Source organism: Nitrospira sp. SG-bin1 (assembly GCA_002083365.1).
Lineage (GTDB): Bacteria > Nitrospirota > Nitrospiria > Nitrospirales > Nitrospiraceae > Nitrospira_D.
In genome coordinates this window covers 107,600-126,157 of record LVWS01000045.1, presented here as the reverse complement: position 1 = coordinate 126,157, position 18,558 = coordinate 107,600, and the positions used below count along the sequence as shown (strand labels likewise).

The following is an 18,558-nucleotide window of genomic DNA, read 5'->3' as shown; positions in this document are numbered from 1 at the left end:
TCGACTCTTTTCCAAGTGACCAGCTCCGCCTCCTCAATGCCACGAGACCATGACCGTCCCCGTGTTTGGAAGGAAAGCTGGTCTGAAGCAGCTTTCGGACTCGGCAAGAACTCCGTCCGGTCGGTCGTCCTGCAGAGCCGCCGGCTTTGATTGCTTTTTACGTAATTCACGCTATTGTTAACTCATAACCGGGCCCGAATGGGGAGAGCTGACCTATGGTCGCCATGAAACAGAGTCCAGAGGAAGGGACGGAGAAGGGACCGCCGCGGCATTTTTCGGGGGTCACGGTTCTCATCGCCGCGTTTGTTCTCGGCGTCACAGGGGTCATCGGATACACGGGATACGGAATGTTCAAGAACCAAAGCCTGATTCCGAGGTTTCTGGTCCCCCATTTACCGCCCGGTCAGTCTCACGTCGTCCGCACGGAGCCGCTGCCCAAGTCCTTACCAAGCGATGTCCGGCTGACTCGCGAAGGGATTGATCACCTCCTAGGCGCGCTCGACGAAGCTGTCCGGCGAAAGGATGTCGACGGCGTCCTGCGCCACATTGCTCATGACGCGACCATCACCATTCATCTGAAACAGGGCCCGCAACAACAGATGGCCGTCCTGACGCGAGAAGAGTATCGGAAAACCCTCGGCATGAGTTTCTCCTTTCCCAGTGCCAATGACTTCACTCGTACGACTACGTCCGTCTCGTTGGCCTCGGATGAGCGGAGCGCGAAAGTGTCCTTCAAGTCCACAGAGACGCTGCGACAGGCCAATCGGGAATTCAAGACGGAAGGCGAAGAAACGCTGGTCTTTCATATCCGCGACGGCAAGCCCATGATTACTTCCCTGGAACAGACCTTCCCCGGCGATTCGACCTAGCCTCGGCTTCGTGGGCATCGGGATTCTCTCCTAGCTCCAAGATTCACAGTCAACGGTCTGGTATAATCACGCGGCTGATCAACACCGTCGGAGTTTGTATGCGGGTCCTCGTCATCGAAGATGAAACCAAAGTCGGCTGCTTTATCAAGCGGGCGCTTGAAGAAGAAAGTTATGCCGTCGATCTCTGTGAGGACGGTGCCAAAGGGTTGGACATGGTTCGGGGCACCAACTACGACCTCCTGGTCGTCGACGTGATGTTGCCCTCCATGTCCGGTCTCGATGTTCTGAAGAACATTCGCCGGGAACGAATCCACACACCGGTGCTGATCCTTTCGGCCCAATCCCAGATCGATCAGCGGGTCAAAGGACTGGATGCCGGCGCCGATGACTACCTGACCAAGCCATTCGCCATCGATGAACTCTTGGCGCGCGTGCGAGCCCTATTGCGCCGTGGGGCATCCGAAAGCCCGGGGATCCTTCAGGTGGACGATCTCATTCTGAACCCGGCGACCCGCGATGTGACCCGCGGCGGGCAACGTATCGATCTGACGTTAAAAGAGTACGCCTTGCTCGAATATCTGATGCGCCATACAGGCCGGGTGCTCACCAGGCCCATGATTTCCGAACACGTGTGGAATCAAGACTTCGACACGTTCACGAACGTCATCGATGTCTACGTCAATTACCTCAGAAATAAAATCGATCGAGGGCGAACCAAGAAATTGATCCATACCATTCGCGGTAGCGGGTATATGCTGAAAGCCGACTAGCACGATGCCGAAACCTCTCTCGCGTTCGTGCAGCGACTTTAGATGGGCCAAACCGACGACAAGGCTCTACAGCGGTATCATTTCGTCACGGTGACCAGGAACTGACCTATGCCGCTACGTGTTCGGCTGACCCTCTGGTACGGGACCGCTCTCGCCGTGGTCTTGATCGTTTTCTCCGTGATTCTGTATGCCATTACGGCGAGAAACCTCCGCGACACGGTCGATGAATCGCTGGAAGAAACGGCGACGACCGCCGTGCGATCGCTTGAAGCCCGAGGATTTCTTCCGTTGATCGACGAAGAAGAGCTGATTTCACAGTTTCCCGAGCTCGCCAGAATCGATAAATTCTTCCAGATCTTCAGCCCCTCGGGGACGATCACGATCCGATCCCCCAATATCAGGCAACACGAGGTTCCACTCAGTCGCACGGCTCTAGAAACCGCCTTCGCCGGCCAGAGCACGTTCGAGTCGGCCAAGTATCCCAATGAGCCTCCGTTGCGGCTGATTTCCGTGCCCATCATGTATCGGGGGAATCTCCTGTACATCGTGCAAGTGGGCACGTCGATGGAGTCGGTCGGAGAGACGCTCCACCGATTCCTGATTCTACTCCTGGTGGCCATCCCGATCGCCTTGGCCGTCTCTCTGGCGGGGGGATGGTTCTTGGCGGGACGAGCGTTACGTCCCGTCGATAAGATTACGCTTGCGGCACAGCGCATTGCCGCGGGAGATCTCAGCCAACGCCTCACCATGCCGGCGGCTCACGACGAAATCGGCCGACTGGCCGCCACCTTCAACAACATGATCGGCCGACTGGATGTCTCGTTCCGCCAAATCCGTCAATTCACCAGCGATGCGTCGCATGAGTTGCGGACCCCTCTCACGGTGATGAAGGGCGAAACGGACTTGGTTCTGCGGCGACCTCGTGCTCTCGAAGATTATAAGTCGGTGCTCGAGAGCAATTTGGAGGAAATTGATCGAATGACCCGAATCGTCGACGAGTTGTTGTTCCTCTCCCGTGCCGATATGGGAGAGGTCAAAATGGAGTCGTTGCCCGTGGCGATGGAGTCCTTGGTTGAAGATATTCATCGCCAGGCCACGCTGCTCGGGCAGGACCGCAATATCGAGGTCGTGCTGGGAACGGTGATGCCCGTGGTCGTTCAGGGCGACGACTTGCGACTTCGCGAGCTGTTGCTCAATCTCGTCGAGAATGCAATGAAGTATTCGTATCCTGGCGGCAAGGTCGAGATCTCGCTGTTGAACGACGGTCGAGAGGCCAGGTTGTCGGTCACGGACCATGGGATCGGCATCGCCCAGGCCGATCATAAGAAGATTTTCCAGCGGTTCTTCCGCACGGATGTCGCCCGCGCTCACACGAAGAAGGGGACGGGCCTCGGTCTCGCCATCTGTGCCTGGATCGCGGATTTGCACGAGGGTCGGGTAGAAGTCAAAAGCGATCTCGGCCAGGGATCAACCTTTACGGTCGTGCTGCCGCTCACTCATTCCGCCGCTTAGCAAAGTTTAATCCGCCGTTAATCTGCTTCTCATCACCGGTTGTTAGCTTCCGTCGAGACCGGGAAACGTTCTTTGTCGTCTAGAATTCGATTTCCGTCGATCATCGATCAACGGCGTCACAAGGAGGAAGTCATGCCATCGCATCCGTATCGCGCCATCGGTTCCGTGATAGGAATCGGTCTTCTGAGCGGCGTCCTGATTTGGGGCGGCCACTTACTCACGGCATCCTACGCATCGAACGTTCCGTCACCGACGGTTATGCCTGTCGCCGTAGGCCCGCCGGCAAGCGGCTTCACGGAGGTTGCCAAGCAGGTCACTCCGGCGGTCGTCAACATCACGACTGTCATGACGGACAAGGTATCGGAGGGATTCGCTGTCCCTGACGAGCTGCGAGACCGAATGGAAGAATTTTTCGGTAAACCGTTCGGTCCTCGCGGGCGGGGACCAGCCGACCCTTTTGAACCTCGAGGGCCGCGGAGGGGGCAAGGGTCGGGCGTCGTCATTTCTGCGGATGGCTATATCTTGACCAATAATCACGTGATCGCCAAGGCGCGTGAGGTCAATGTCACGCTTCCGGACAAGCGCGAATTCAAGGGAAAAATCGTCGGCACCGATCCCAAAACCGATTTGGCAGTGGTGAAAGTCAACGCGCAGGATCTTCCTGCCGTACCGTGGGGCGATGCTTCACGTCTGCAAGTCGGGGAGTATGTGTTGGCCGTCGGCAATCCGTTCGGGTTGAATTCCACAGTGACCCTGGGAATTGTAAGCGCGGTCGGTCGGGGCCATATGGGAATCACGCAATATGAGGATTTCATTCAAACAGACGCCGCCATCAACCCCGGTAACTCAGGCGGTGCATTGGTGAACACCAAAGGCGAGCTCGTGGGCATCAACACCGCCATCTTTTCGCAGACCGGAGGGTATCAAGGCGTCGGCTTCGCGGTCTCCACGACGATGGCCAAGCCGATCTATGAGAGTCTCGTCAAGAGCGGCAAGGTGGTCCGGGGTTATCTTGGTATCGGTCTTCAAGACCTGAACCAGGACCTGGCAAGGTCGTTCAGCGTGAAGGACGCCAAAGGCGCGTTGATCAGTGACGTGAAAGAGGGAAGTCCGGCGGAGCAGGCAGGCCTGAAGCAGGGCGACGTAATTATCGGGTATCACGGCACTCCCGTGGAAGATGGAGTCGCCTTGCAGCGTCTTGTGACCAGAACGTCAGTCGGCACGAGGGTGATCCTGAAAGTAATCCGTGATGGACGAGAACGTGAGTTGACCGTGAGAGTCGGTGAGCAGCCGGAAGAAACGAAGATTGCCAAGGCGGAACGGACCGACACCGACTATGCCTTATCCGGTCTTGCGGCCGAAGACATAGATCACGACACCGCGAAAGAACGTGGTCTGAAAGAGAAGCAGGGTGTCGTGGTGACTAAAGTCGAGCCGGACAGTGGAGCCGGGAAAGCCGGGCTTATGCCGGGCGATGTCATCCGGGAAATGAACCGGCAGCCGATCACGTCCGTGAAGGATTTCGAGAGAGCGTCCTCCGAGGTGAAAAAGGGGGACAATATCTTAATGCTCATCAATCGGCGTGGAAATTCTCTGTTCCTATCCGCAAAAGTATAGTCTTGAAGAAACCGAGAAAAGGGGAGCGGTGTCATCCCGCTCCCTATCGGTTTTCCGTCTACAGGTACGAAGGGGTCAGTCGAACACCACGGTCTTTCTTCCGTAGACTAAGATACGCCGCTCGATGTGCCGCCGCACGGCCCGGGCGAGCACGATCTCTTCCAAGTCGCGTCCTTTCCGCACGAGATCTTCAACCGTATCCCGATGTCCTACACGAATCACGTCTTGTTCGATGATCGGTCCTTCGTCCAAATCTTTGGTCGCGTAGTGTGCCGTGGCTCCGATGATCTTCACGCCGCGATCGTAGGCCTGCCGGTAAGGATTGGCTCCGATAAAGGCCGGAAGAAAAGAATGGTGGATGTTGATGACCGGGCTGCCGACCTGAGATAAAAAATCCGCGGTGAGAACCTGCATGTAGCGGGCCATCACCACGAGCTCTACCCGATGCTCTTTCAGCAGGGCCAAAACCTGTTGTTCCTGCTGAGGCTTGGTCTCCTTCGTCACGGGATAGACGGCAAAGGGAATCTTGAAGAGATCGGCCCAGCCGGCGCAGGTGTCGTGATTCGAGATAATGACCGGGATATCGATGTGCAGCTCGTCTCGCCGGTGCCGCTGGAGGAGATCGGCCAGGCAGTGATCTTGTTTCGAAACCAGTAGGCCGACGCGGGTTCGTCGGCTGGATGGGTATACTTCGTAATGCATCTCATACACTTTTGCGATCGGAGCAAAGGCGGCTGGAATGTCGTCCGAGGGAATCTGAAATCCCTCCGTGGCGAATTCCATCCGCATGAGGAAATCGTTCGTTTCCTCGTCAGTGTGATGGTCGGAGTCGAGAATATTGCCGCCGAAGTCGTGAATAAATCCCGATACTCGCGCGACGATGCCTTTACGGTCCTTGCAATGGATCAGCAGAATGATCGAATCTTTTGTCCGGGCGGTCATCGAGGTTTTACTCCAGTGTTGGACGGCGCTTTGAGCGTAACAGGAACAACAAGAAACCACACTCAGTGAATGGGATTCGTAACGATGCGTCCGATGAGATCGAAGCCGGCCGCATCAGTGATCTCGACCTTGCAGAAGTCACCCGATGTTGGAGCGAGGACATTGTGGTGCGCAAGGTACCGTGGAGCGGGATCAGACTTGCCTTCGTCGATGTAGACCACCCCGTCGATTTCAGGAGCGAGTCCTGCGTGGCGTCCCTCCAAGACGCCGTCCGTTTCTGCGGAGCGTCCATCGATGAGCACATCGAGGATGGAGCCCACGTTGGCCCTTCCTTTGGCGACCGCAATCGATTCCTGGATCGATAGAATCGCGCTGCGGCGCTCATCCATCACCTCCCGCTCGACTTTGTCGCCCAGGTCGACGGCCGAGGTTCCTTCCTCGTCCGAGTAGAGAAAGACGGCGACCCGATCGAACTCCGTCCGCTCGACGTAATCGCGCAGCTCGGCGAACGCGGCGTCGGTTTCGCCGGGGAACCCCACGATGAACGCGGTGCGAAAGGTGACGCCGGGAATACGATGTCTGATCCGCTCGACCAATCGCTCGATGGCCGCCCGGTCACCCAATCGGTGCATGGCTTTGAGCATCCGATCGTTGATGTGTTGCAACGGCATGTCGATGTACTTGACGATGCGTTCTTCGCCCGCATAGAGGTCCAACAGCTCGTCGGTGACTTGCTGCGGATATAAGTAGAAGGGTCTGATCCAACGCGCATCCTTTACCGTGACCAATTCACGGAGGAGTGACACGAGTCCATGGCGAAGTCCGAGATCGACTCCGTAGTTGACCGTGTCCTGTGAGATGAGGTTGATCTCTTTGACCCCTTCGGCGGCGAGCCGGCGCGCCTCAGCGACAATGGATTCTACCGGTCTGCTGCGCTGTTTCCCGCGCATCAGCGGAATGGCGCAGAAGGCACAGTTACGGTTGCAGCCTTCGGCGATCTTCACGTAGGCGCTATGCCGGTTGCCGAGTCTTAGGCGGGGGGCCAATTCATCGTAGAGGTAGGGGGGTTGACTGATCCAAAGGCGTTGGTGCCGTTTCTTGGGAGCCAACAAATCTCGGCAAATCTCCGCGATCTTGCCGAACTCCCCGGTGCCGACCACCCCATCCAATTCCGGTAATTCCTTGAGCAAGTCGCCTTGATAGCGTTGTGCCAAGCAGCCGGCCGCAATCAAGACACGGCAGGTGCCGGTTTTCTTTAGACGGCCGTGTTCGAGAATCGTGTTGATCGATTCTTCTTTGGCTTCTTCAATGAAGCCGCACGTATTGACAATGACGACCTCGGCCTTTTGGGGTTCGTTGGTCAGTTGAAAGCCATCGGACACGAGGGTCCCAAGCATGATTTCCGAGTCGACCTGATTTTTGGAGCAGCCTAGGTTCACAAACCCGATCGTGGTTTTCCGAGAACCGGCTTCGATCAGGGATCCGTGCCTGTCCCGTTGGGCTGGCGGTTTGGTGCTTCGTGGAGTGATCAGCGGTTGTGACATGGAGGCAGTCTACGGGAGGGCCAAAAAGACTGTCAATCAGGCCGTGCAGACCCTTGCGGGCAACCGCTCACTTCCCATAGAGTGCCCCTCATGATTCGAACCTTCCAGGGCATCAGACCAACGATCCCCGAATCCTGCTTTGTCGAAGAGACCGCCGTTGTGATCGGCGATGTCGCCATGGGTGACTACTGCAGCGCTTGGTTCAACGCTGTCATCCGGGGCGATGTGAACTACATCCGAATCGGAGAAAGAACGAACGTCCAGGATCTCTGCATGCTCCATGTGACGCATGATACCCATCCACTCATCATCGGTAACGATGTCACAATTGGTCACAATGTCGTGTTGCACGGCTGTACGATCCATGATCGCGTATTGGTGGGCATGGGCGCGATCATCATGGACGGTGCAGTGATCGGCGAAGATTCCGTAGTGGGAGCCGGAGCTTTGATCGTCGAGGGCACGCTCGTTCCACCGAAGAGTTTGATCCTTGGATCACCGGCTAGGGTGAAGCGACCGGTTACCGAGAAAGAGCTCGCCTGGGTTAGAGAGTCGGCAGAGAACTACGTGAGATACGCCCGCCAGTATCTATCCGATTCGGGGAAGAACGCGGGGTTCAAAGTGTAAAAGTCGGCAAGGTGCAAAGGTGAGACGTTATGACGTGCGGAGTGTTCGACTTTTGAACTTGCGCCGTCCGATCCGAACAACACAGATCGGATCACCCACCAGAGCCGTAGGGTACTGTTTCCGTTCCACGCGGTAGGGAACCCCATGCCGATGGCACCAATCCGCAATCCAGATAGCTTCCTCAGTCGATGTCGTCACGAGGCCCGGCAGCCGCAGCTTTGGCAGGCAGCGGTTCACGATGGATTGAACAATCCGCCGCTCCTTCTGAAACCGTCCAGGGTCAAACGTCACGGGATCCGCTCGGCCATAGGACAAGGGCGATAGGTGGGGGAACCGTTCAGGATCGTTCAAGACACTCACAATCCAGAGATGGTCGAAGAGGCCTGACGCGAGGGAGGCGTCCTGTGCTCTAAACTTCACGGGGAGCGATCGGCAGGCACGATTGAGGACCGCTACCTCCGACCGCCTAAGATTATAGGGCGCGACCTCGCGCTCGAGTTCTATCACTTCCGCGATTAATGTCGGCAGCTCCGTTACGCCGGCTCCGACATACAGACTTCGCCCGCCATGCGGTAACTTCTGTACGAGAACTTCGGCCACTTTGGTTCCTAGCCGTCGGCAGGGTTCCCGCTTCTTACGCCAGAACTCATCGCCCCCTTCGTAGCAATAGACGGATTCCAAGCGCTTGTAATCAAGGCGATCAAATATAGAGGCGATAGCTTGCCGAGTTGAACCAGAGAGGCGCGTCCTCATTGAATCCTGCTAGGCTTTTCCCTTCGACTGAAAACCGATTCGTCGCTTAGGTGCGTCGGGAGGTGGTTGCAGCAGCGGTTGCAGTTTCTCGTACAGGTCCACCAAGGCGGTATCCTGCTCGAGCAAGGTCTTATCAATCTCAGCGAGACGTTTGAGAATGGTTCGGTTGGCGGCGATCTGTTCTCGCAACTGAACAAAGGCTCGGACCACAAAGACACTCATGTGAATCGCTTGTTCGCTATGAAGAATGTTAGCGGCCATCACGGCGCCGTGTTCGGTAAAGGCCCAAGGGTGATACCGACGACCGCCGTGAGGACTGGTCGTAGATTCAATAGCTTGCGAACTTGAGGTCGCACATTACGACCTCAAGTTGGTGAACTCCACGGCGGTGAGTTGAAAGGCGAAATCGTCAGGGAACCGATGCCGATTGCGTTTGAATGCTTCGTTGAAGCGCTTCGTTTGCACGCCGTACAACTTGGCTAAGTCCGCGTCCAGGATGACACGTTGGTTTCGAATGACTAGGATCAGCGGCTCCAAGGTATGAGGAGCAAGATCAGGTTTTCGAGAAGGCATCAGTTCGACTGCCTCATGAAATCGGCTTCCCCACATACCGTCTCTCGCGGCACTCCTGTTCCGCTTCAAGCCGGTCGAGGCGGTCAAGAACTTCCTCGGGCAATGGACTCGACGAACCACGCAACCGGCGCAGCTCGCGCTTCTGTCGGTAACGGCGCCACACCGCTGAGCCACGGGATTCTAGCCAATTCGGCAAATGAAAGCTACGCAGAACGCCGACCGGCCAATGCGATGATCGCCGCCATGAGACCATCGGCCACTGACGCAATGAAGTCGAGGTTCAAGGTGTCGAGCGTGTCGGTCGAACGATGGTAGTGAGGATTGCGGAAGTTCGCCGTATCGGTGAGCATGACGGCGGGGATCCTTTGCTCCCAGAACGAGGTGTGATCGCTACGCCTGGTGTCCGGGAGCCTTTCTCCGTTGCCAGGCACGATCAAGGGAACGATCGGGAGGTGTGATTTCATAGCCTGAACGACGGAGCTGGTCAGGGCCTGTGACCGCTCGTTCCCGACCACGGCGAGAAAATTTCCAGTCGTGGGCACGGCGATGGGCACACCGGGAGGAATTTTTTGCGAGTTCGGTTGGTGGCTCGCATAACCGACACATTCCAACACGATCGCGCCGTGGATCGCTTCGCGATTCTTTCTCAAAAGCCCCGTATAGGCGGCGCTGCCGAGCAAGTTCTCTTCTTCCAAGTTGAAGGCGATGAAACGGATCGGTCTGGTGACGTTCAGGGCTCGGACCTGGCGAGCAACGTGGAGCATCACCGAGAGGGCGCTGGCGTTGTCGTCGGCACCGGGAGACCCCTGCACTGTGTCGAAGTGTGCGGCGAGGATCAGCGGCGGCGCGGATTGGAATGGCTCCGTGTCGGGAACCACCGTTCCGATCACATTATGGTACGTGCCGCCCAGGGCTTGAAAGGGTGGCTTCGTGACGGTCAGACCGGCTTCTGAGAACTGTCGGTGTAGATACGCTTCGGCTTCCTGCAGGCGAATCGGAGAAGAGAGAGGATGACGCTCGCCGATGAGGCGATGGAGGTCCTTGTTGAGCAGATTTCGATCAACCGGCACGTGGTCCGTCAATGGTGAATTAATTTACGATCTCAGTCCCAATGCCCTTGTGCGTGAAAATTTCAAGCAGTACGGCGTGGGGAATGCGCCCGTCGATGATATGGGCTTTCCCGACCCCCTCGGCCAACGCGTCCAGGCAGGCGTGAACTTTCGGGATCATCCCCTCCGTGATGGTCCCTTTCTTCATCATGCGCTGCACGTCTTTCCGGGAGACGGTGGAGAGATGGCGCCCGTTGGCGTCGCGAATGCCTTTGATATCGGTCATCATGACGAGTTTTTCCGCACGTAACGCACCGGCGACCGCCCCCGCCACAAGATCGGCGTTGATGTTGTACGTATTCCCTTCGCGATCCGTTCCGATGGGCGCGATCACGGGGATGTAGTGATCTTCCTGCAAGTTGCGTAATAAACCCGGATCGACCTTTTCGATGTCGCCCACCAACCCAAAATCACCGTCGCCGTCCGCTCCCTCCAACTCGCGATCGAGGCTTTCGGCCCAGGCCTTGGCCGTCAACGGCTTGCTGAGAATCAAGCCTCCATCCTTCCCGCTCAACCCGACCGCACTGCCGCCGTGTCGGTTGATCAAATCGGTGATCTCCATGTTGATTTTTCCCGCCAGGACCATTTCCACGATTTCCATCGTGGCCTCGTCGGTAATCCGAACGCCATGACGGAATTTCGCTTCGATGCCGAGGCGGTCGAGCATCTTGTCGATTTGCGGACCGCCGCCGTGAATGATGACGGGATTGATGCCGACGTACTTCAGCAGCACGATATTTTGCGCAAACCGTTCCTTGAGGGACGAATCCGTCATCGCATGGCCGCCGTATTTGACGACCACGGTCTTACCCCGAAACGTCCGAATGTACGGGAGGGCTTCGATGAGGACGTTGGCCTTCTTGATCAGTTTGTTCATGCTGAACTTCCGGCGACCACCGCCGGACCCTTACAAAATATACCGGCTCAGATCCTGGTCCTTCACGATATCTTTCAACCGGTCCCGGACGTACGTCGCAGTAATGTTGATCCGTTTGTCGGGCCAGCCTGGTCCCTCGAAAGAAATGTCTTCAAGTAACCGTTCCATGATGGTGAACAGGCGACGCGCACCGATGTTCTCGGTCCGTTCATTTACCTGCACCGCTACCTCGGCGACCTCTTCCAGGCCGTCCTTGGTGAACTCAATGGCGAGCCCTTCGGTGGCCAGCAAAGCCTGATACTGCCGGACCAAGGCGCCTTTCGGTTCCGTCAGGATGCGCACGAAATCCTCCTTGGACAACGGACTGAGTTCGACACGGATCGGAAATCGACCTTGAAGCTCCGGGATCAGATCGGACGGCTTTGCGACATGAAACGCTCCGGCGGCGATGAACAGGATGTGATCCGTCACGACGGGGCCATGCTTGGTGTTGACCGTACAGCCTTCCACGATGGGAAGGAGATCGCGCTGGACACCCTCTCGGGATACATCGGGCCCCATGGTGCGCTCACGGCCGGCGATCTTATCGATCTCGTCGAGAAACACAATGCCGGTCTGTTCCACCTTGGTGATGGCCTCCCGTGTGGCGTCATCCATGTCGATCAGTTTCTGCGCCTCTTCCTGCGTCAGGTGTTTGAGCGCTTCGGGCACCTTCATCACCCGTTTCTTCTTCTTGCCCTGGAACATCCCGCCCAGCATGTCACGAAGATTGCTCTCGAGGTCGTCCAGGCCGCCCACGTTGGAGATGACGCCCACCGGAAGTCCTCGCTCTTTGACTTCCATCTCCACGGTTCGCTCATCCAGCTTCCCTTCGCGCAGCTGCAGACGCAGTTTCGATCGCGTCGTGTCGTGGGAATCGTGAGGGGTCTGAGCCGCAGGCTCGCTCGTGCTGTCCACAAAGCCCGGGCGAGGGGGAGGCGGCGGCAGGAGCAAATCGAGCAATCGTTCCTCGCCTTGTTGTTCCGCCTTCTGCTGAACGGAGGCCAACCGTTGGGTCTTGACCATGTTGATGGCCAGTTCGGTCAAGTCACGAATGATCGATTCCACATCACGTCCGACGTAACCGACCTCGGTGAACTTCGACGCTTCGACCTTGATGAAGGGGGCTTCGGCCAACTTGGCAAGCCGCCGCGCGATCTCCGTCTTGCCCACGCCGGTCGGCCCGATCATGATGATGTTCTTCGGCATGACCTCATCCCGGAGATCGGGCGACAGTTGCTGACGGCGCCAGCGGTTGCGAAGGGCGATGGCGACCATTCGTTTCGCGTCCTTTTGTCCAATGACGTAGCGATTCAGTTCTTCGACGATCTGACGCGGCGTGAGACTGTTGAGATTGAGCGGTTCGGCGTCGCTCGCAAGCGGCTTCATCATCGTGCGTTATCCTTGGAGTTCTTCAACAGTAATCTGTTGGTTGGTATAGATGTCAATAGACCCGGCGATATTCATGGCTTCCGTGACGATGACCGGAGCTTCGAGCTGGGAGTGGCGTAAGAGCCCGCGAGCCGCTGCCAGCGCATAAGGCCCACCGGAGCCGATGGCGAGAATGCCGTCTTCCGGTTCGACCACATCGCCGGTCCCAGAAATGATGAACGACTGGTCCCGCCCCGCAACGGCGAGCAGCGCCTCCAATCGTCGAAGCACCCGGTCGGTGCGCCAGTCTTTCGCCAGTTCGACCGCGGCTCTCGTGAGGTTGCCCCGATACTCCTCCAACTTGCTCTCGAATTTCTCGAACAACGTAAACGCGTCGGCCGTGGCGCCGGCAAATCCCGCCAGCACTTGGTCATGATGCAAGCGTCGGAGCTTCTTGGCATTGTGCTTCATCACCGTGGTTCCAACGGTCACCTGACCGTCGCAGCCCATGGCAACTCGACCGTTGCGCCGGACGCATAGGATGGTGGTCGATCGAATGGTCATGACGATTTCCGGTCCTTTCCTGACGAAGAACGTGTCGCCGCCCGCGCTCGCGGATGGGCGTGGTCGTACACCGCGACGAGTTGATCCATTGCCAAGTGGGTATATTTTTGTGTCGTACTCAGCGACGCGTGGCCGAGCATTTCCTGTATGGACCGTAGGTCTGCGCCCTCATCGAGGAGATGAGTTGCATAGGAGTGCCGCAACGCGTGGGGACTGACCGCTCCGCTCGCGAGACGGCTGGAGTATCGAGAAACCATTCGAGCCACGCTTCTCGTCGTGATCCGATCCCCACGATGATTCAAGAACAGCGGAGACGACAGATGACTGCTGCCGATCGTCGGTTTCAAGGACTTGCGATACTCTCGGATCGCGAGAAGCGCCATATCTCCGATGGGAACCATCCGCTCCTTGCGGCCCTTTCCTCTCAGACACACGATGCCGTCCGGCTCGTTCAAGTCATCAAGATTGATCCCCACGACCTCACTCACCCGAGCACCGGTCGAATACATTGTTTCCAGCATGGCACGATCGCGCAAAGAGAGAGGCGATTGTCCCACCGGAAACTCCATGAGCGCTGCTGCATCGTCCTTGGTCAACACACGTGGAAGTGGCTTTGGTACCTTGGGGCTTCGCAGGTTTTCCGTGGGGTTGTTACGGAGATGCCCCTCACGAATGAGAAATCGAAAAAAACTTCGCAGGCAAGCCAACTTTCTGGCCAAAGATGAAACTTTCTCACCTCGTCGATCCAGGTCGTGTAGGTACGCACGAATATCGTCGCCGGTGATCGTATCGATGTGAATAGGTGAGGTGTCTTGTCGGGTTCCTTGAAGGAACTTCTCCAGCTGATGCAGGTCGGATCGGTAATTGCGAATCGTCTCGTGTGAGGCGTTGCGTTCGACCTGGAGCTGCATTAGGAAAGTCTTGATCGCATCTTCCATGCGTCGAAATCCTCAAGCGCTCGCTGGCTCAACGCGCGACGCTTCTTCTCTTTGTCTTTGGGGGGTGGCGACAAAGGTGGAAATAAACCGAAATTCGTATTCATCGGTTGGAAATGGCGAGGATCCGAGGCGGCGATATGGGAAACCAAGCAGCCATGCGCGCTTGTGGGAGGAGGTGTGATCAACGGTTCCCCCGCCAAAGCTCGCGCAGCGTTGATCCCGGCCAGGCCTCCCATGGCCGCCGATTCGGTATAGCCTTCCACGCCGACGAGCTGCCCGGCAAAAAAAAGCGTGCCGCGAGCTTTGAACTGCAAGGTGTTCAACAGGAGCTGTGGGGAGTTAATGAAGGTATTGCGATGGAGGCTTCCATATCTAAGAAACTCCGCCTGTTCGAGGCCTGGAATCATCCGAAAGACGCGCTTCTGTTCGGGATAGGTCAGTTTGGTCTGAAAGCCGACCAAATTGTAACAGGTGCGATGGATGTTTTCTGTGCGTAGTTGCACGACTGCGGCGGGCTCGAACCCGGTTCGTGGATCTTTGAGGCCCACCGGCTTGAGCGGACCAAATTGCATCGTCTGGCGGCCGCGCTCGGCTAGCACTTCGATCGGCACACAGGCCTCGAAATACGGTGTCTTTTCAAATTCCTTCGGCTGTACTTTTTCTGCGGCCATCAGGGCATCATAAAAGGCAGTGTACTGTTCTGCCGTCATGGGACAATTCAAATAATCATCTCCACCCTTGTCGTAGCGCGAGGCACGAAAGACCACGTTCATGTTGATCGAGTCCGCATCGACGATGGGCGAAATGGCGTCATAGAAATACAAATGTTGGGATTGCGTTGCAGCACGAATGGCTTGAGACAGCTTATCGGAGGTCAACGGTCCCGTTGCGATGATACAGAGGCAGTCCGTTGGAATGTCGGAGATTTCCTCATGAAGAATTCTGATGCGTGGATGTCCTTCCAAGGCATGGGTGATGTGCAACGAAAACTGATCACGGTCCACCGCCAGCGCCGATCCGGCCGGAACACGGGCCTGCTCTGCGGCGGATATGATCAGCGAATTCAGTCGACGCATCTCTTCTTTGAGTATGCCCGGTGCATTCAGCGGGTCCAAGGATCCCAGCGAATTTGAACAGACGAGTTCGGCCAAATGTCCCGTCTTGTGCGCCTTCGTCATTTCTTTCGGGCGCATCTCGTAGAGCGTGACCTTGGCGCCGCGATTCGCCGCTTGCCAGGCGGCTTCGGAGCCAGCCAGACCTCCACCCACGATGACCACATCGTCTCTCATGATCGAACATTCCTTTGAGTGAAAGGCGTTCATTCTAAAAACCATCTTTCGGTGAAGTCAAGGAGAGAGACAACGTTGAACCATGCCGAAACCCCATGCTAGACTCTACCCCGGTTGGGCGATTAGCTCAGTGGTAGAGCGCTTCCTTCACACGGAAGAGGCCACAGGTTCGATACCTGTATCGCCCACCATGCTCCCTTTTGGAACCTCGCTGTTTCTGTTAGCTGATTGGGATCTCCTCACAAAGTCGAAATCTTGGACAGAACCAAGGATATCGGCTACACTTCTCATTGTTTTGGTAGGAGAGACAGGTTTGTAAGTGAGACAGAACCAAAATCTAGCGAGGTGCTGTTATGAAAGTCAGGCTGACTGTTATCGGTGTCATGATGCTGGCGATGGTCGCTATGGGCTGCAGCACGACGCACCAACAAGGCGCAAGTGTCGATGCCAAGGAATATACGCCTCCGACTAGCATCTATAACATTCTGGACAGCACCGCACTAGTCTACTCGGACCCCGCCGCGGGTTCGGCTGTCAATGATCACCCTCTTCGCTGGCTGGGTTTCGTTGCCAATCCGATCGGTCATGCGTTCGATTATGGGATCAATCGTCCAATCTACACGCTAGCCAGCGGATTCGCTTATCTCTCAGGCTATACGGCTGAAGACAATATGGTGAACGCTCAACGACGGTAGTTCTGGTCATTCTCGCGGTCCAGCGAGGGCCCGCTCTTTCCCAAGAGCGGGCCTTTTCATTTCCTCTTCGCGATGCTCCCCTCAAATCGTGTATTGTTCGGTGATACGCAGTTCAGGATTGTTCTATGGATTTCCTCCGGTACATATCTTTGGCCTACCTCACTATTGGTGTGGGTCTAGTGATCGGGTGTAGCGGTTCAGCGGCTCCCATCAAACCTCCGCTTCCCCCCTCCAAAAGCGACCTGGTCCTGCTGGGCTCAGCGGCACTGTGTGAGCGTCAGGTGGAATTCCTGAAAAAACATCCCATCGTATCCCACACCTCGAAGGATTGGGGAAGCGGCCAGGAACTCACGATTCCATTGAACAACAGTGCATCACACGGAGAAGAGTCTTATTTTTTTGACGAGGATGGTGTCTTAGTTGGAGCGCTGTTTACGTTCCCAAAAGGACTGGATCTCGACCCCTATCCTGTGCTCCGGCGCACGCTCTCCCAGTTGAAACCCTCCGTGGAGTTCTATTTGAACGTGGCTCAATTGGAAACAAGAACAAATATGGAAAGCAGCGCGCTCCTGGAAACTGGAGACGAAAAAAGTACGACCCAGTATCTCGTTATCGGTCTGAACGAGCACCCGGTGCTGCTCCAGGCCTCGTTCACCATTGATCCTTATGTACGGCTCTTCTCTCCGTACCGACGAGAGTTCCTCGATCGGCTTCGCAATCCGGCGGGCGGTAAGGGGGGGCAGAAAATGGAGAGCCAGGGAACCGAGGATAAAGAACCGTTTTCGTCTTTGCAGCAATTCGCTCGTGGCCAAGCCGCTCAGCTCGCCTATTGCGGTGACAAGAACTATGATGTCGCGGCCGATGCGTATCAAAAAGCGATTGCCAGTGGATTCACAAATCAAGTATGGCTGGCCGAAGCACGGCACAAACTTGGAGTCACATGGCTGGTGAAGGGACAATTTGAAAAGGCGAAAGCGGAATTGCAACAATCACTGGCCCTGAGGCCCAATACTCCGGAAGTTTTGAACAATCTCGGCACCGTCCAGGTCAAACTCGGGGACAGAGCTGCCGGCATACGCTTGTTTGAAAAAGCGGTGACCCTGCGCCCCAACTATGCTCTCGCCCGATTCAATTTGGCCGAAGCTTCTGAAAGCACGAACCCTAAACGCGCCATCTCCGAGTACGAAACCTATCTCGCCCTTGTGGAAGGAATCCCCGAAGAGGAAGCTCGTGTTGCGTATGCCAAGGATCGGGTCAAGGCCTTGAAGCAGTAGTCTCGGCTTCTGTCGTGAGTATCTTTGCGCGTTCGATCCCGCGAGCAGAAGACCTCAGCCTCGAGCTTGCTCTTCCTGCTCTTGAAGGGTTTTGCATTCGATACAGAAAGTGGTGACCGGGCGGGCTTTAAGCCGCTTGTAAGGGATGTCTCCGCCGCAGCGTTCGCATGTCCCGTAGGTGGCGGCGTCCATCCGCTCCAGGGCTTCGTCGATTTTCTTCAGCAGTTTCCGTTCGCGTTCCCGAATTCGCATGGAAAAATTCTGGTCGACTTCAGCGGAGGCTTGGTCACTGACGTCGGGAAATGCCTCGAGGTCGCCTCGATGGGTCAAGACTTCCCCAACGTCAGAGAGGATGGCCGCGCGTTGACGTTCGAGATCACGGCGGATGTCGGGGTATTTGGCGTTCCGAGTTCCGCCTTTCGACTTGTTTGCCGGACGTTTTGCACGTGCCGGACTGGAGGACTTTGTCGAGGGAATGGGTGTGCCGGAACGGCGTCTCTTCATGGCTAGAATTCTGAGTGTAAGAAAAACATGGAACTATACCAATCCGGTTGAGAGGGGTCAACGAGGCGGAAACTTTCCCACATTCGTTTATAAATCCCGCCGACCTTCGATCGATTTCAGCAACGTCACCTCATCTGCATACTCAATGTCCATGCCGACGGGAATTCCGTAAGCAATTCGAGAAACACGGACCCCGAAGGGCTTGAGCAACCGTGTCAGATAGATCGCCGTGGCTTCTCCCTCAATGGTGGGGTTCGTCGCGAGAATAATTTCTTCGACCCCGCCCAGTTTCACGCGCTCTACAAGCTCATCCGCTTTGATGTCTCCGGGACCTATCCCGTCCAGCGGGGAGAGCGCGCCCAGCAAGACGTGATAGAGTCCGCGATAGGCGCCTGCCCGTTCGACGGCATACAGCGTGCTTGGTTCTTCGACGACGAAGATCTTCGTCCGATCGCGTTTCGGGTCGAGACAAAACTCACATAAGTCCGCTTCGGCGATGTTGCGACATTGTCTGCAAAATGCCAATCCATCCTTTACCGCACGAATAGTATCCGCGAGCCGCAAGGCATCCTCCCGTTCGGCCTTCATAAGATGAAAAGCCAACCGCTGGGCGCTTTTGTGGCCGATCCCTGGGAGGCGGACCAGTTCCTTGATCAGTCTCGCGAGCAAGCCCTGTTGATCGACGGCCATC

The 18,558-nt window shown here is 56.5% G+C and carries 20 protein-coding genes and 1 tRNA gene; 8 read left to right on the top strand and 13 right to left on the bottom strand.

The genetic code is table 11. The annotated features are described in order from the left end of the window. Positions 1–215 precede the first annotated feature (215 nt). The 4 genes from A4E19_10435 to A4E19_10420 all read left to right on the top strand — a co-directional run bounded on the left by A4E19_10435 (position 216) and on the right by A4E19_10420 (position 4,768). Positions 216–869: a hypothetical protein gene (locus A4E19_10435; protein OQW30317.1), complete on the top strand. Its 654-nt coding sequence runs from the start codon at positions 216–218 to the stop codon at positions 867–869. Positions 870–967: 98 nt separating this feature from the next. Beyond that, positions 968–1,639: a DNA-binding response regulator gene (locus tag A4E19_10430; GenBank protein OQW30316.1), complete on the top strand. Its 672-nt coding sequence runs from the start codon at positions 968–970 to the stop codon at positions 1,637–1,639. A gap of 108 nt (positions 1,640–1,747) precedes the next feature. After that, on the top strand, positions 1,748–3,151 hold the full coding sequence (locus tag A4E19_10425; protein ID OQW30315.1) for a hypothetical protein: 1,404 nt from the start codon (positions 1,748–1,750) through the stop codon (positions 3,149–3,151). Positions 3,152–3,283: 132 nt separating this feature from the next. Further along, complete coding sequence (locus tag A4E19_10420) at positions 3,284–4,768, top strand: hypothetical protein (protein OQW30314.1); 1,485 nt, start codon at positions 3,284–3,286, stop codon at positions 4,766–4,768. Positions 4,769–4,843: 75 nt separating this feature from the next. On the opposite strand, the gene A4E19_10415 is transcribed toward A4E19_10420, so the two are convergent. After that, positions 4,844–5,710: a formyltetrahydrofolate deformylase gene (locus tag A4E19_10415; protein OQW30313.1), complete on the bottom strand. Its 867-nt coding sequence runs from the start codon at positions 5,708–5,710 to the stop codon at positions 4,844–4,846. Between the two features lie 62 nt (positions 5,711–5,772). Next, on the bottom strand, positions 5,773–7,254 hold the full coding sequence (locus A4E19_10410; GenBank protein ID OQW30312.1) for a hypothetical protein: 1,482 nt from the start codon (positions 7,252–7,254) through the stop codon (positions 5,773–5,775). A 90-nt stretch (positions 7,255–7,344) separates the two neighbouring features. Here A4E19_10410 and A4E19_10405 point away from each other — a divergent pair, with 90 nt between their 5' ends. Beyond that, positions 7,345–7,881 carry a gamma carbonic anhydrase family protein gene (locus A4E19_10405; protein OQW30311.1) on the top strand — a complete coding sequence of 179 codons (537 nt, stop codon included), beginning with the start codon at positions 7,345–7,347 and terminating at the stop codon, positions 7,879–7,881. A 27-nt stretch (positions 7,882–7,908) separates the two neighbouring features. On the opposite strand, the gene A4E19_10400 is transcribed toward A4E19_10405, so the two are convergent. The 9 genes from A4E19_10400 to gid form a co-directional block, all read right to left on the bottom strand. Then, a complete protein-coding gene (locus tag A4E19_10400; GenBank protein ID OQW30310.1) occupies positions 7,909–8,634 on the bottom strand; it encodes a hypothetical protein in 726 nt (241 codons plus the stop codon). 9 nt (positions 8,635–8,643) lie between these two features. Further along, positions 8,644–8,895, bottom strand: a complete 252-nt coding sequence (locus A4E19_10395; GenBank protein ID OQW30309.1) for a hypothetical protein — start codon at positions 8,893–8,895, stop codon at positions 8,644–8,646. 96 nt (positions 8,896–8,991) lie between these two features. Then, positions 8,992–9,243 carry a hypothetical protein gene (locus A4E19_10390; protein OQW30308.1) on the bottom strand — a complete coding sequence of 84 codons (252 nt, stop codon included), beginning with the start codon at positions 9,241–9,243 and terminating at the stop codon, positions 8,992–8,994. Between the two features lie 167 nt (positions 9,244–9,410). Then, complete coding sequence (locus A4E19_10385) at positions 9,411–10,277, bottom strand: hypothetical protein (GenBank protein ID OQW30307.1); 867 nt, start codon at positions 10,275–10,277, stop codon at positions 9,411–9,413. A 19-nt stretch (positions 10,278–10,296) separates the two neighbouring features. Continuing rightward, positions 10,297–11,193 carry an acetylglutamate kinase gene (locus A4E19_10380; GenBank protein ID OQW30306.1) on the bottom strand — a complete coding sequence of 299 codons (897 nt, stop codon included), beginning with the start codon at positions 11,191–11,193 and terminating at the stop codon, positions 10,297–10,299. Between the two features lie 30 nt (positions 11,194–11,223). Further along, a complete protein-coding gene (locus A4E19_10375) occupies positions 11,224–12,624 on the bottom strand; it encodes an HslU--HslV peptidase ATPase subunit (protein ID OQW30305.1) in 1,401 nt (466 codons plus the stop codon). Between the two features lie 6 nt (positions 12,625–12,630). Then, complete coding sequence (locus A4E19_10370) at positions 12,631–13,161, bottom strand: HslU--HslV peptidase proteolytic subunit (GenBank protein OQW30351.1); 531 nt, start codon at positions 13,159–13,161, stop codon at positions 12,631–12,633. 2 nt (positions 13,162–13,163) lie between these two features. Beyond that, positions 13,164–14,105 carry a hypothetical protein gene (locus A4E19_10365; protein OQW30304.1) on the bottom strand — a complete coding sequence of 314 codons (942 nt, stop codon included), beginning with the start codon at positions 14,103–14,105 and terminating at the stop codon, positions 13,164–13,166. Then, entirely contained in the window at positions 14,078–15,394 is a 1,317-nt protein-coding gene (gene gid, locus A4E19_10360) for a methylenetetrahydrofolate--tRNA-(uracil(54)-C(5))-methyltransferase (FADH(2)-oxidizing) TrmFO (protein OQW30303.1), read from the bottom strand. Before gid ends, A4E19_10365 begins: the two co-directional genes overlap by 28 nt. 116 nt (positions 15,395–15,510) lie before the next feature. Between gid and A4E19_10355 the strand changes: the two genes are divergently transcribed. The 3 genes from A4E19_10355 to A4E19_10345 all read left to right on the top strand — a co-directional run bounded on the left by A4E19_10355 (position 15,511) and on the right by A4E19_10345 (position 17,363). Continuing rightward, positions 15,511–15,585 (top strand) — tRNA-Val (locus A4E19_10355). A gap of 162 nt (positions 15,586–15,747) precedes the next feature. After that, a complete protein-coding gene (locus tag A4E19_10350; GenBank protein OQW30302.1) occupies positions 15,748–16,089 on the top strand; it encodes a hypothetical protein in 342 nt (113 codons plus the stop codon). 125 nt (positions 16,090–16,214) lie between these two features. Continuing rightward, on the top strand, positions 16,215–17,363 hold the full coding sequence (locus A4E19_10345) for a hypothetical protein (GenBank protein OQW30301.1): 1,149 nt from the start codon (positions 16,215–16,217) through the stop codon (positions 17,361–17,363). Positions 17,364–17,417: 54 nt separating this feature from the next. Here A4E19_10345 and A4E19_10340 read toward each other — a convergent pair whose 3' ends face one another. Both A4E19_10340 and A4E19_10335 read right to left on the bottom strand, forming a co-directional pair. Further along, positions 17,418–17,750 carry a hypothetical protein gene (locus A4E19_10340; protein ID OQW30350.1) on the bottom strand — a complete coding sequence of 111 codons (333 nt, stop codon included), beginning with the start codon at positions 17,748–17,750 and terminating at the stop codon, positions 17,418–17,420. Positions 17,751–17,954: 204 nt separating this feature from the next. Beyond that, complete coding sequence (locus tag A4E19_10335; GenBank protein OQW30300.1) at positions 17,955–18,557, bottom strand: recombination protein RecR; 603 nt, start codon at positions 18,555–18,557, stop codon at positions 17,955–17,957. Position 18,558 lies beyond the last annotated feature (1 nt).